At 70.7% G+C, this 12,494-nt stretch carries 14 protein-coding genes; 5 read left to right on the plus strand and 9 right to left on the minus strand.

Annotated elements, in window-relative coordinates:
* Nucleotides 1–75 precede the first annotated feature (75 nt).
* A complete protein-coding gene (locus AC3IF3_RS17410) occupies nucleotides 76–399 on the plus strand; it encodes a YbaB/EbfC family nucleoid-associated protein (RefSeq protein WP_243969724.1) in 324 nt (107 codons plus the stop codon).
* Nucleotides 400–759: 360 nt separating this feature from the next.
* Here AC3IF3_RS17410 and AC3IF3_RS17415 read toward each other — a convergent pair whose 3' ends face one another.
* From AC3IF3_RS17415 to AC3IF3_RS17435, 5 genes are all read right to left on the minus strand, one after another.
* A complete protein-coding gene (locus tag AC3IF3_RS17415) occupies nucleotides 760–1,479 on the minus strand; it encodes a glutathione S-transferase (RefSeq protein WP_489229672.1) in 720 nt (239 codons plus the stop codon).
* Between the two features lie 36 nt (nucleotides 1,480–1,515).
* On the minus strand, nucleotides 1,516–1,962 hold the full coding sequence (locus tag AC3IF3_RS17420) for a hypothetical protein (protein WP_489217463.1): 447 nt from the start codon (nucleotides 1,960–1,962) through the stop codon (nucleotides 1,516–1,518).
* 133 nt (nucleotides 1,963–2,095) lie between these two features.
* Nucleotides 2,096–2,470, minus strand: a complete 375-nt coding sequence (locus AC3IF3_RS17425; protein WP_489229673.1) for a hypothetical protein — start codon at nucleotides 2,468–2,470, stop codon at nucleotides 2,096–2,098.
* A 32-nt stretch (nucleotides 2,471–2,502) separates the two neighbouring features.
* Nucleotides 2,503–4,392: a methylmalonyl-CoA mutase family protein gene (locus AC3IF3_RS17430; RefSeq protein ID WP_489229674.1), complete on the minus strand. Its 1,890-nt coding sequence runs from the start codon at nucleotides 4,390–4,392 to the stop codon at nucleotides 2,503–2,505.
* 95 nt (nucleotides 4,393–4,487) lie between these two features.
* Entirely contained in the window at nucleotides 4,488–5,291 is an 804-nt protein-coding gene (locus AC3IF3_RS17435) for an undecaprenyl-diphosphate phosphatase (protein ID WP_243967208.1), read from the minus strand.
* A gap of 251 nt (nucleotides 5,292–5,542) precedes the next feature.
* Between AC3IF3_RS17435 and AC3IF3_RS17440 the strand changes: the two genes are divergently transcribed.
* Genes AC3IF3_RS17440 through AC3IF3_RS17450 form a run of 3 tightly spaced genes read left to right on the plus strand, consistent with a single transcriptional unit; the run spans nucleotide 5,543 to nucleotide 8,270 of the window.
* Nucleotides 5,543–6,235, plus strand: a complete 693-nt coding sequence (locus tag AC3IF3_RS17440) for a glutathione S-transferase family protein (protein ID WP_243967207.1) — start codon at nucleotides 5,543–5,545, stop codon at nucleotides 6,233–6,235.
* Between the two features lie 29 nt (nucleotides 6,236–6,264).
* The gene (gene queG / locus AC3IF3_RS17445) at nucleotides 6,265–7,410 is read left to right on the plus strand and encodes a tRNA epoxyqueuosine(34) reductase QueG (protein WP_489231324.1); all 1,146 of its coding nucleotides are present in this window, start codon (nucleotides 6,265–6,267) and stop codon (nucleotides 7,408–7,410) included.
* Nucleotides 7,407–8,270 carry an SDR family oxidoreductase gene (locus tag AC3IF3_RS17450; RefSeq protein WP_489229675.1) on the plus strand — a complete coding sequence of 288 codons (864 nt, stop codon included), beginning with the start codon at nucleotides 7,407–7,409 and terminating at the stop codon, nucleotides 8,268–8,270. The genes queG and AC3IF3_RS17450 overlap by 4 nt, the downstream gene beginning before the upstream one ends.
* 44 nt (nucleotides 8,271–8,314) lie before the next feature.
* On the opposite strand, the gene AC3IF3_RS17455 is transcribed toward AC3IF3_RS17450, so the two are convergent.
* The 3 genes from AC3IF3_RS17455 to AC3IF3_RS17465 are packed head-to-tail and all read right to left on the minus strand — an operon-like array spanning nucleotide 8,315 to nucleotide 10,133.
* Nucleotides 8,315–9,139 (minus strand): metal ABC transporter permease, encoded by an 825-nt coding sequence (locus AC3IF3_RS17455; RefSeq protein ID WP_489231325.1) that lies wholly within the window; start codon nucleotides 9,137–9,139, stop codon nucleotides 8,315–8,317.
* Nucleotides 9,140–9,186: 47 nt separating this feature from the next.
* The gene (locus AC3IF3_RS17460) at nucleotides 9,187–10,002 is read right to left on the minus strand and encodes a metal ABC transporter ATP-binding protein (protein WP_489229676.1); all 816 of its coding nucleotides are present in this window, start codon (nucleotides 10,000–10,002) and stop codon (nucleotides 9,187–9,189) included.
* A complete protein-coding gene (locus AC3IF3_RS17465; protein ID WP_489229677.1) occupies nucleotides 9,999–10,133 on the minus strand; it encodes a hypothetical protein in 135 nt (44 codons plus the stop codon). The genes AC3IF3_RS17460 and AC3IF3_RS17465 overlap by 4 nt, the downstream gene beginning before the upstream one ends.
* Before the next feature lie 123 nt (nucleotides 10,134–10,256).
* Here AC3IF3_RS17465 and AC3IF3_RS17470 point away from each other — a divergent pair, with 123 nt between their 5' ends.
* Nucleotides 10,257–10,742 carry a Fur family transcriptional regulator gene (locus AC3IF3_RS17470; protein WP_243967202.1) on the plus strand — a complete coding sequence of 162 codons (486 nt, stop codon included), beginning with the start codon at nucleotides 10,257–10,259 and terminating at the stop codon, nucleotides 10,740–10,742.
* A gap of 33 nt (nucleotides 10,743–10,775) precedes the next feature.
* Here AC3IF3_RS17470 and AC3IF3_RS17475 read toward each other — a convergent pair whose 3' ends face one another.
* A complete protein-coding gene (locus AC3IF3_RS17475; protein ID WP_243967201.1) occupies nucleotides 10,776–12,281 on the minus strand; it encodes a sugar transferase in 1,506 nt (501 codons plus the stop codon).
* Nucleotides 12,282–12,494: the final 213 nt, after the last annotated feature.

Raw genomic sequence — 12,494 nt, forward strand, 5'->3', positions numbered from 1 at the left:
GTCGGTTCGGCGCCCCGGAGCGCGCCGGCCGATATGGACCCAGATCACACCATCAGACGACGGGGAGAGACTCGCATGCGCGACCTGATGGGCATCATGAAGCAGGCCCAGGCCATGCAGGAGAAGATGGCCAACCTGCAGGTCGAGATGGACCAGATCGAGGTCACCGGTGCCTCCGGCGGCGGCTCGGTGCGGGTCACGATGACCGCCAAGGGTCAGATGAAGGGGGTCAGCATCGACCCGTCCTTGATGGTGTCGGATGAGCGCGAGATCCTCGAGGATCTGATCGTCGCCGCCTGCAATGACGCCCGCGGCAAGGCGGAGGCGACCATGCAGGAGCACATGGCCGAGCTGACCAAGGGTCTGCCGCTGCCGCCCGGCATGAAGCTGCCGTTCTGAAGGCTCCCGATCGCCCGTCCCGCGGGAACAGGACCATACTCCGCCGGTGCGAGGACCGGCCAAGGGATCGGACCTGCGCGTTAGCCTCCCCGGTGGTGACGGCGATGTTCACCCATCGCTGGCCGACACGTTCTCTCCTCCCCCGTGCGGGAGGCATTGGCGGTGGCGGTGGTGCAGGATTGAGTTCGGCGGTGCCTTCTGAGCCACCCCCACCCCTGACCAAGCCCCGCAAGGGGGAGGGGAAAAGCGCTCTGTTTTTAGAGTGTTGGCGTCAGGCTGAGACGTGCCAATCCGGTAGCCCGGGCGGGAGAGGGACCCGTCACCCCCGTCCGGCACGGTCTCGCGGAGCGCCCGCCCCCCCTAAACGTCGAGTTCCGGGTAGCGGCGGAAGATCCCGTCCTCGTTGAACGAGATGCGCCGCTCACTCGCCAGATAGGCCGCGATCCGAGGGCGTTGCGACACGGCCTGGTGCAGCCGCTTCACATGGGGCGCATCGCGCAGAGCCGCCGCGGCGGCCTTCGGGAAGGCGTAGAGCAACCCGTCGACCAGCTGGAACAGCGACAGGTCGGCATAGGTCAGGTCCGCACCGACCAGGCGCGTGCCGTGATTGGCCGTCAGGATGCGCTCGAAATAGCCGAGGAATTTTGGGATGCGGGTCACTCGGAACGCCGTGGCCCGACGAAGGGCCTCCGGCTTCTGCTCCGCATAGTACAGGTCGACACCGAGCGGGTGGTGCGTGTCGTGCACCTCATCGACCGCGTCCGCGATGGTGAGCTGGAGCTGGTGCGTCCAGATGCGGTCCGGGTCCGAGGCACCGACCAGCCCGAGACGGGGCCCGAGATGGAGGAGGATCGCGGCGGTCTGTCCGATCACGAGATCGCCGTCGCGCAGGAAGGGCGGCGCGAAGGGTGGCCGCGGGTTCGTGGGGTCCGAGAGCCGTTCGAGCATCGGGGCGATGCCGCCCGAATCGTCGTCCCGGCGGGCGATGTCGACGTAGTCGGCGCCGGCCTCCTCCAGGGCGAGGCGGACGAACTCGCCGCGCCCCTGGATCATCGGCCAGTAATGGAGTTCGTAGGGCATGCGGGCTTCCTCCAGAACGAGGCGCCGCGGCCCCCGTCAGTTGCCCGACGCGGTGTCCTCGGCGCCCTTGTCGGCCGGCGGCTCGGCGCTGGCGACGGCCTTGCGGGCCAGCATCGGCTGGAGCCGTTCGGCCAGCTGCTGGTCGAGGTGCTTGGCGTAGGCGCCCTTAAAATAACGCTCGCCGGTCTTCGGACCGTAGAGCCGATCGTGCGCCTGGATCATCGCGGCGACCTCGGGGCGGCACAGGAAGCCGGTGATGCCCACCGCCTCGTACCAGCGGCCGGCCCGGGCCTCGGCGGTGGCCTTCGGGTTTGACAGCACGGTATCGGCGAAGCACGCGGTGGCCGCCTGCCGGAGCGGCTCCAGCACCGTCTCGGCCTCCACCGGGTTGACCGTCGGGCCCGTGGGGTGCCGATGCGGCCGCGCCTGCGCCGTCGAGACGAGCACCAGGACGGAGAGGGAGGCGAGGATCGAAGTTTTCATGCGGGCGGCCTCGTCGGGTATCCGAACCGCGTTCAGGATTCGCTCAGGAATGCGTCGGGAACGGGGCTGACGATGCCGCGGAGGTGCCCGATTTCAGGGGAAATCCGAGCGGACGCCCTTTCTGCGCCCGGCCTCAGCCGCGACGCTCGGCGTTCCAGCGCCCGCGGCATTCCAGCGCGCCGGAGGAGACCCAGGTGCCGGCCCCGAATCCGTTTCGGCCGAGTCGCCCGCGCACGTCGGCCGTGGCCGCACCGCCCGAGATCGAGCCACGGACGATACCGTTCCCAGCGACGCTCCCCTGGATCGTGAAGGCCGTTCCCACGAACCGCGCCCGCCCGCGCTCGATGCGGACGGGATAGCGGTAGGCCCGATCGCAGGCGCCCGATTCGGTGACGATCTCGACGCTCCACGTGCCGTCGAACCGGTCCGGAACGGCGGCTCCGCGCGGAAGCGCCCGGGCTGGGCCGGTGCAGGCGAGGATCAGAAGGGCGGCGACGAGGCGCGTCATCGGCTTCGGTTCGACTCGGGGGCTTTGCGGCGTCAGGCGGTCTGCTGCGGCGACGGGGCCCGCACGGCCGCGCGCAGCGCCCCGTTGAGCAGCGCCAGCATGTCGCAGCCGACGTGCAGGAAGGCGTGGACGCCCGCCTGTTTCAGCGGCTCGCTCGGCTCCGTCGGCTTTCCAGCGAGGTAGATCGCCCCGGCGCCCGCCTCCGCGAGGGCCTGTGCGGTCTCGACGGCGCGCTCGGCATAAAGTGCATCGGTGGAGCAGATGCAGGCGAGCGTGGCACCGGACTCGCGGAATGCGGTCGCCACGGCGGCGGCTTCGGTGAAGCCGTCGTTGGACACCGCCTCGATGCCGCCCGCCGCGAAGGCATTGGCCGCGAAGGTCGCCCGGGCGTTGAACGCCGCCACCGCACCCAGGTTGGCGAGGAACACCGCCGGCCGGCGCCCGGTCTTGGCGAGCCACGCATCGGAGGCGTCACGCAGCGCTTCGTAGGGTTCGGCCAGCCGCTGGGACGGCAGGGCATCGCAGGCGACCGCCGAACCCGCGCCGAAATTCGTGCCCCCGGGGGCGGCGGGGGGCGGCACGTCGAGCACGGTGACCGGCTTCTCCGCGAGGTTCGGGAATTCGCTCGCGCCGGTGAGCGTTGCGCGGCGGGTCGCCACGTCCTTCGCCCGGGCCTCACGGGTCAGCTCGATCCGCCGCTGCAGCTTGCCGACGCTGAGGGAGGCGACGATGCCGCCCTCCGCCTCGATCGCCTGGAACGCCGCCCAGGCCGCCTCGGCGATATCCGCCGTCAGGGCCTCGAATCCGCCCGCGCCGGCCGCCGGATCGCCGACCCGGGCGAGGTGCGACTCCTCGATCAGCACGACCTGGCTGTTGCGCCCCACCCGCCTGGCGAAGGCGTCGGGAAGCCCGAGCGCCTGCGTGTAGGGCAGCACGGCGACGCTGTCGGCGCCGCCCATGCCGGCCGCCGCCGCCGCCAGGCCGGTGCGCAGGAGGTTCACGAACGGGTCGCGCTTCGTCATCATCCGCCACGCGGTCTCCGCGTGCAGCCGCAGGGGCTTCGGATCCAGGCCGCAGGCCTGCTCGACCCGCGCCCAGAGGCGGCGCATCGCCCGGAACTTCGCGACGGTGACGAACTCGTCGGCATCGGCGGCCAGGAGCACCGCGATCCGGTCCCGGGCGGTGGCGAGGTCGTGGCCGGCGGCTTCGAGGGCCCGGAGATAGGTGAGCGCGGTGGCGAGCACGGCTGCGAGTTCGGCCGCCTCGCCCGCCCCCGCCTCGTGATAGGGGCGGCCATCGGCGAGGAAGGCCCGGCCCCTGAAACCCGCCGCTTCAAGCTCCGACGCGGTTTCGGCCAGGCGCGGGGCGATCTCGCTCCAGACGGCGCCGAGGCTGCCGGTCGCCGCCAGCACACCCACGGGATCGATCCCGAGGTCGAGATCGTAGTCCGACAGGTCCTCGCCCCGCCGCTCGGCCAGGGCCTTCACGAGCCGGGCGGCTTCGAGCCCCTGGCTGCCGGCATCGAGGCGCAGGGCGATCAGCGGCAGCATCACGCCCTTGAGGGCGGTATCGAGGTCCTCGACGCTCGCCGCCGTCAGGCCGTAGCCGCGGGCGCCGGGCGCGCCGGCAAAGGCCAGGACCAGGGCGTCGGCGCCGCCTTCCAGGTCGGCCAAGGCCTGCGTGTTGGCGGCGGTGATGTCCGGATGGTCGACCCGCTGGGCGATCCGCCAGGGTCCCGGCGCACGCATCGGCTGATCGGCCGGCTCCGCTGCGCCGTAGAGCGGTTCGATCCGCAGCCCGTCGGCCGTCCGGGAGACCAGCCGTTTCTCGAAATCGGCGCCCTTCAGCACGCCCTCGACGAGGCCGAGCCAACGGGCCCGGTCGGCGGGCTCGAACAGTTCGGCGAGCGGTCTGTCTTCCATCGGAACGTCCCAGGGCGCGGCATCTTGTGCGCCGCTTTCACCGGATTGCGTCGCACACCGCCTCGCCGGTGGCAATCACCCGACGGTGGCCCGCGTCAGCCAAAAATAATCAATCCCGCGAAACCCAGCGCGCCCACGATGATCCGCCACCAGGCGAACAGCCAGAAGCCGTGCCGGGAGACGTAGTCGAGGAGGACCCGCACCACGAACAGGGCCGAGATGAACGAGACGACGAAGCCGATCGCGATCAGGCCGACATCGTCGGCGGACAGGAATTTGTAATTGTCGAGCAAGTCCTTGGCGAAGGCACCCGCCATGGTCGGCATGGCGAGGTAGAAGGAGAACTCGGTGGCCGAGCGCTTGTCGGCGCCCATCAGCATCGCACCGACGATGGTGGCCCCGGAGCGCGACACGCCGGGGATCATGGCGAGGCACTGGAAGATGCCGATCTTCAGGTCCATCGGCAGCGAGTAGTCGTAGACGTCGGTCTTGCGCACATCGAGGTCGGTATCGTCGACGACGAGCAGCACCAGCCCGCCTGCGACCAAGGTCGCGCAGACGATCCAGGGGTTGAACAGATACGCCTTGATCATCTTGGAGAAGATGCCGCCGATGATCGCCGCCGGCAGGAACGCCACCAGGATGCCGAGCACGAAGCGGCGCGCCTTGGGATCGTTCGGCAGGGCGGTGGCGATGCCGACCAGGCGGCGGAAATACACCGCCAGGATCGCCAGGATCGCGCCGAGCTGAATCAGCACCTCGAAGGTGTTGTTGGGTGAGTGAAAGCCGATGAAATGGCCCACCAGGAGCTGGTGCCCCGTGGACGAGACCGGGATGAACTCGGTCGCGCCCTCCACCACGGCGAGGATGATTGCCTTGCCGATGCTTGCCGGATCCATCGTCGCGCCTCGTGCCACGGGCGCGCGCCGGCCCAGGCAGGGCACGCCGCGAACCATCTGATGCGTTGTGCCGGAGGCTTCGCGCGTCAGGGTTGACGGGCGGTTACCGGGGCCGGCTGCGCGTGTTAAGGGCTCAGCAACGGTCGGGCAATAACGCTCGTCTCGAAGTCCTGCGCGCTGAAGACCCGCGGTGCAGGGCCGACGACGCGGGACCGGCCGCGCCGGCAGACCGAAGCGCTCTCACGGCCGCGATGGCAACCCTCTACCACTTTCCCTTCTGCGCGAATTCCCGATTCATCCGTCTCGTGCTCGCCGAGATGGGCATGGAGCCGACTCTGTTCGAGGAGCGGCCCTGGGAGCGGCGCGACGACTTCCTGCTGATCAACCCGGCGGGCATCACCCCCGTGCTGCTGGAGCAGGCCGGTCTCGTGGTCCCCGGGGCCGGGGTGATCGCCGAGTATCTCGACGAGACCCGCGGGCTCGGCCTTTCGGGGCGGCGGATGATGCCGGACGACACGGTGGACCGGGTCGAGGTGCGGCGCCTGCTCGACTGGTTCCTGGTCAAGTTCGAATCCGAGGTGACCGGCTACCTCGTCAACGAGAAGATCTCGAAGCGCTTCATGTCCGCCCAGGAGGGCGGGGGGCCACCGGACATGAACGCGATCCGGGCCGCGCGCACGAATGTCCGATACCACCTCAAGTATATCGGCTACCTGATCGCCCGGCGGCGCTGGATCGCGGGCGACAACCTTACCTATGCCGACCTCGCCGCGGCCGCCCATCTCTCCTGCGTCGACTATCTCGGCGACGTGCCCTGGGACGAGGACGAGATGGCCCGGAACTGGTATGCCCGGGTCAAGTCGCGGCCCTCCTTCCGGGGCCTGCTGGCCGACCGGGTGCCCGGCATGCCGCCATCGGCCCACTACGCGGATCTGGATTTCTGAAGCCCCGGCGGATCCATAGCGGCGCCGATCTGCGCCGCCTTGTCGAGACCCGGGCCCAAGCCTTGGGCTTCTGCGGCCTGCGCGTCACCCGGCCCGACCGCCTGCCGGATCTCCCGGGCCGGCTCTCGGCCTGGCTCGCCGAGGGCGCCCACGGCACCATGGACTGGATGGCCGAGCGGGCCGATCAGCGCGCCCGTCCGACGGTCCTGTGGACCGGCCTGCGCAGCATCCTGGTCCTGGCCATGAGCTATCGGCCGGAGCACGATCCGCTCGCGCTGGTGGGGCAGGGGGAGCGCGGCGCGCTCGCGGCCTACGCCCAGCGGCGCGACTATCACGAGGTTTTGAAGGGCAAACTGAAGGAGCTCGGCGGCTACCTGTCGGCGAAGGGCGACGTACGCGTGAAGGTGTTCTGCGACACCGCCCCGGTGATGGAGAAGACCCTGGCCGAGGCGGCGGGCCTGGGCTGGCAGGGGAAGCACACGGTGCTGATCTCCCGCGAGCACGGCAATTGGCTGCTCCTCGGGGCGATCTACACCAGCGCCGAGTTCGAGCCGGACGTGCCGGGGCGCGATCATTGCGGCTCCTGCCGCGCCTGCCTGGACATCTGCCCGACCGACGCGTTCCCCGCGCCCTATCGGCTCGATGCGAGGCGCTGCATCTCCTATCTCACGATCGAGCATGCCGGCCCGATCCCCGCGGCGTTCCGGGTCGCCATCGGCAATCGGGTGTTCGGCTGCGACGATTGCCTCGCCGTCTGCCCCTGGAACAAGTTCGCCCGCACGGCCGCGGAGACGCGCCTGGCGGCGCGGGCCGACCTGAAGGCGCCGCCCCTCGCCGATCTCGCCGCCCTCGACGAGGCGGCCTTCCGTGCGCTGTTCGCCGGGACGCCGGTCAAGCGCACCGGCCGCGACCGCTTCCTGCGCAACGTGATGATCGCGGTCGGCAATTCCGGCAGCGCACATCTCGCCGAGGCGGCGGTGGCGCGCCTCACCGATCCGTCGCCGCTGGTGCGCGGCATGGCCGTCTGGGCGTGCGGACGCCTCCTCGGGCAAGCGGCCGTCCGGGATCTTCACCGGCGGCACGGGTCCGGCGAGACCGATCAACATGTCCGCGACGAGTGGCGGGCCGCCGCCGGCTTGACGGGAGCCCGCGCGGGCGAGACATCCGCGGCATGAACCTCTTCGTCTTCGGGCTCGGCTTCACCGGCCGCCGTTTCGCCGAGCGGGCGCGCGACCGGTTCGGCCGCGTGCGCGCCACGGTGACCGACCCGGCCACCGCCGAGCGCCTCGCGGCGGAGACCGGGTTCGCGATGCGCGCCTTCGGCCCCCGGGCCGACGATCCCCGCATCGCCGCCGACCTCGCCGACACCGACGTCCTCCTGGTCTCGGCGCCCCCGGGGGAGGCGGGCGATCCGGTGCTGGCCCGCTATGCGGACGCCATCGCGGCGAGCCGGATCAGCTGGATCGGCTATCTCTCGACCATCGGCGTCTACGGCGACCAGGACGGCGCCTGGATCGACGAGGCGACGCCCGCGGCACCGCGCAGCGCCCGCTCCCGGATCCGGCTCGACGCCGAGGCGGTGTGGCTCGCGCTCGGCGCCGCCACCGGCAAGGCCGTCCAGGTGTTCCGGCTGTCCGGCATCTACGGGCCGGGGCGCAATCCGATCGTGAAGCTGCGCGAGGGCCGGTCCCAACGGATCGTCAAGGCGGGGCAGGTCTTCAACCGCATCCATGTCGACGACATCGCCACGACGCTGATCGCCTCCATCGACCGGCCGCGGGCGGGGGCGATCTACAACGTCACCGACGACGAGCCGACCGCGCCCCAGACGGTCACCGAGCACGCCGCCGCCCTGACCGGGCTGCCGCTGCCGCCGGAGATCGACTTCGAGACCGCCGACCTGTCGCCGATGGCCCGGAGCTTCTACGGGGAGAACAAGCGCGTGCGGAACCGGCTGATCCGCGCGGAACTCGGCGTCGCCCTGGCCTATCCGACCTACCGCGAGGGCTTGGCCGCCCTGAAGGATCAGCCTTAGCCCATCGTCCCGAACGGCGGCCAAAGTTCGGGACGATGCGCCAATCACGCTGCGAGGTGGCGCGACCGGACGAGGCGGCGGAGCAGGCCGTCGCGCGGTCCGGCCAGCATGGAAGTGAGGTAGAGCGCCCCGGCCGCCAGCACGATCGCCGGGCCGCTCGGCAGGTCGAACCGGTAGGACAGGCTGAGCCCGGAGACGCTGGAAAGGGCGGCGATCACGATCGAGACCGGGATCAGCCCGCCGAGATCCCGGGCCCAGAACCGCGCCGCCACCGCCGGGAGCAGCATCAGCCCCACCGCCAGCAGGGTCCCAAGCGCCTGGAATCCGCCCACGAGGTTGACGACGACCAGGGCCAGGAAGGCGAGGTGGACCGGGCCGCCGCTGCGGCTGACCGTGCGCAGGAACAGCGGGTCGACACATTCCATCACCAGCGGCCGGTAGATCACGGCGAGCGCCAGGAGGGTCAGCGTGCTAATGCCGCCGAGCAGCCACAGGGCGGCGTCGTCCAGCGCCAGCACCGAGCCGAACAGGAAGTGCATCAGGTCGATCTGCGAGCCGCGCAGCGAGACCAACAGCACGCCCCCGGCCAGGGAGATCAGGTAGAAGGCCGCGAGGTTGGCGTCCTCGCGCACCACCGTGGTGCGGGTGACCGCCCCCGCCAGGAGCGCCACCGCCAAGCCGGCGACGAGGCCGCCCAGCGTCATCGCCGGCAGCGACAGGCCGGCGACCAGGAATCCGGCCGCGGCGCCGGGCAGGATGGCGTGGCTCATGGCATCGCTCATCAGGCTCATCCGGCGCAGCGTCAGGAACACCCCCACCGGCGGCGCCGAGACGGACAGCGCCAGGCAACCCGCCAGCGCCCGGCGCATGAACCCGAACTCCACGAACGGCGCGACCAGGGATCCGAAGGGCTCGATCACGCGGCATCCTCGTGGTGATGATGCGCGCCGACCCCGTGCCCGCCATGGTCATGGGCCGGCGCCCCGGAGGCGTGCGGCCCGGCGCAGATCGGCGCGGAATCGTCCCAGGCCTCGGAGAGGTTGCGGGCGCGGGCGAGGTTCTCGGGCGTCAGCACCCGTCCTGTCGGACCCCAGGCGACGGGCTCCCGGGCGAGGAGCAGCGTCGTCGGGAAGTGATCGCGGACCTGACCGAGATCGTGCAGGGCGGCGACGACGGTGCGGCCCTCCGCGTGCCAGGTCCGGAGCAGCGCCAGCAGATCGTCGACGGTGCGGGCATCGATCCCGGTGAAGGGCTCGTCCAGGAGTAGGACCGGGCAATCCTGCAGGATCAGCCGGGCGAACAGGGCACGGCGGAACTGCCCGCCCGACAGGGTGCCGATCGGCCGGGCCTCGAATCCGTCGAGGCCCACCGCAGCGAGCGCGGCCTCGATCAGGCGCCGCCGCCGGCCCAGGCTCCGCCACGCGCCGTCCCGGCGCCAGAGGCCCATGCCGGCGAGGTCCATGACGCTCAGCGGGAAGCTCCGGTCGATCTCGTCGGCCTGCGGCATGTAGGCGATCGGGCCCGCGCGCTCGATGCGCCCGTCGAGGCAGCGGATCTCGCCAACCATGCCCTTGAGCAATGTCGACTTGCCGGCCCCGTTCGGCCCGACCAGGGCCAGGAGGTCGCCGGCGCGCACGGTCCCGTCGAGATGGTGGATGGCCGGATGCCGGTCGTAGCCGAGCGTCAGGCCGACGAGGCGTATCGGATCCGGCCTCCGGAGTCCGGCGCTCATGTCGCCAGCGCCCAGGCGATCGCCAGCCAGACCAGGGTGGAGAGCGCGCCGGCAAGGGCGAGGCGCGGGCCGATCCCGCTCTGGAACAGCGAAGGCCGGGCCGCCGGTCTCGGGGTGGGCGTGGTGGGCAAGGTGTCCTCGTCGCGCTGGCGCCGGCGCGGAGACCGTGCGGGATGACTGGTGCGGTCCGGGGCGGCGGTGATACACTGTAACAAACCCGTGGGACAACCTGCGGATCTGTCGTTGGAGCGATCATGCACCGTCACGAGGGGCACGATGCCTGCCGGAGCGGTACCCGGGACATGCTCGCGCGGGCCGAGGCCGTCTGCCGCGAGCGCGGGCTGCAGTTCACGCCGCTGCGCCGCGAGGTTTTGGAAGCGGTGGTCGCGGTCGGGAAGGTCCAGGGGGCCTACGACATCGCCGAACGGCTCAGCGCACCGGGCAAGCGCGTGGCTCCGGTCTCGGTCTACCGCGCCCTCGATTTCCTGATGGAGCAGGGGCTCGTCCACCGGATCGCCAGCCGCAACGCGTTCATACCCTGCGCGCACGACCATGCCCCCGGGGCGGGGGTGATCTTCCTGATCTGCCGCAGCTGCGGCGTGGTCGACGAGGCGTCGTCGGAGGAGGTCGAGGGCGGCCTCGGACGCACCTTGAAGCGGGCCGGCTTCACGCCGAGCCACAGCATCCTGGAGGTCGAGGGCGATTGCGGCGCCTGCCGCGACCGCGATCAGGCGCCCTGACGCCTTCGGAGGCGGGCCCCGCCCGGCGGCGCGTCAGCAGGCGTTGCGATAGGCGCGCCGCGAGATCAGCGTCTGGATCATGATCTGGATGTCGAACCAGACCGACCAATTGTCGATGTAGTGCAGGTCGCAGGCGACGCGCCGCTCCATATCGAGGTCGGTCAGGGTCTCGCCCCGGAAGCCGTTGACCTGGGCCCAGCCCGTGATTCCGGGCCGCACGTTGTGGCGGCGGGCGTAGAGGGCGATCCGCCGCTCGAAGCTCCGGTCATGGGCGAGGGCGTGCGGACGGGGGCCCACCAACGACATCTCCCCGCGCAGGACGTTGAGGATCTGGGGCAACTCGTCGAGGTTCGTCCGCCGGAGGATCGCCCCGATCCGGGTGATCCGGCTGTCGTTGCGGGTCGCTTGCCGGAAGACCGCGTTCGGCTCCGCCCGCATCGACCGGAACTTGAACACCCCGAACGGCTGCTGGTTGAACCCGTAGCGCCGCTGGCGGAAGAAGACCGGACCGGGGCTGTCGAGCTTGATCGCCACCGCGATGGCGGCGAGCAGCGGCGACAGCGACACCAGGGCGATCGTCGCCACCGTCAGGTCCAGGGCGCGCTTGAGCACGACCTCGCCCAGGTTGAGCGGACGGCGGCCGATATTGATCCCCGAGACGCCGCCGACCCGGGCGACTTGAAGGTCGGGGAAGCGGTCGAGCATCGTGCCGGGCCGCAGGTGCAGCGCCGAGGGCACGCGCAGGAAGGCGTCGATGCAGCGCTCGACCTCGGCGGTATCAGTCCACGGCACCAGCACGAACACGTCGTCCGGCCGGAGGAATCGCACCACCGAGACGGCGAGGTCGAGATCCTCCTGGAGCTGGTCGTGGCGGGCGGCGGTGTCGGCGCTCGGATCGACGCGGCGCAGGTAGCTCGTGCCGACGATCCGCAGGCCGAGGTGATCGACCGCGTTGCTGGTATAGAACCGCGCGATATCCTCCTCGTACCCGACGAGGTGGACGCGGCTCACCGAGGCCGAGCCGGCGGTGAGGCGCTGCCGCACGAGGCGGACCATCCCGGCGCGGGTCGCCACCAGCACCGGCAGGCCGACGAGAAAGGCCCCGAGGGAGACCAGGCGCGAGTAATCGTTGGTGGTCTTGGTCATGAAGCCGACGACGAGCACGGCTGCCCACGCCACCAGCCACAGGGAGGTCGCCCGCTGGAGGTTCGGCTTCTGCGCGATCACGGTGTCGAGGCTGTATTCCGTCCGCAGGGCGTTCGTTGCGACGATGACGAGGCTGAGGAGCGCCGCCAAACGCATGCCGCGCAGGCTGCCCAGCCCGATCGCACCGTCCTGGTAGGCGATCTGATAGGCGAACTCCATGCACAGCGTGACCGCCAGGATCGCCGCGAAATCGGTGGCCGCCAGTGCCGACGACAGGGCGACCCGTGCCGCCGCCCGACCGCGGTGGGGCAGCAGGGCCGACCAGACGCTGCGTCTGCGCTCGGCCGAACTCGGCAGGAGCTGGTATGTTTCCGGCAGCCGTTCGTGAAACATGTGACGCGCCACGTCCCGTCTTGATCGGACTATGTACCAGTCTGAAACAGACGATGTTTCAGTGCCGGCCTGTACCGTTGACGGAGCAAGCGGCGGGCCCGGAGAATCACGAACCCGTTTCTGCCGGGATGTCCCGCTCTAATACGCGGTGACGGTCGCGGCAATGAACAATTGATTTAGGGCCGATTTTTCGACCGTTTTCGGCACAATCAG

The organism is Methylobacterium sp. J-118 (assembly GCF_057836565.1).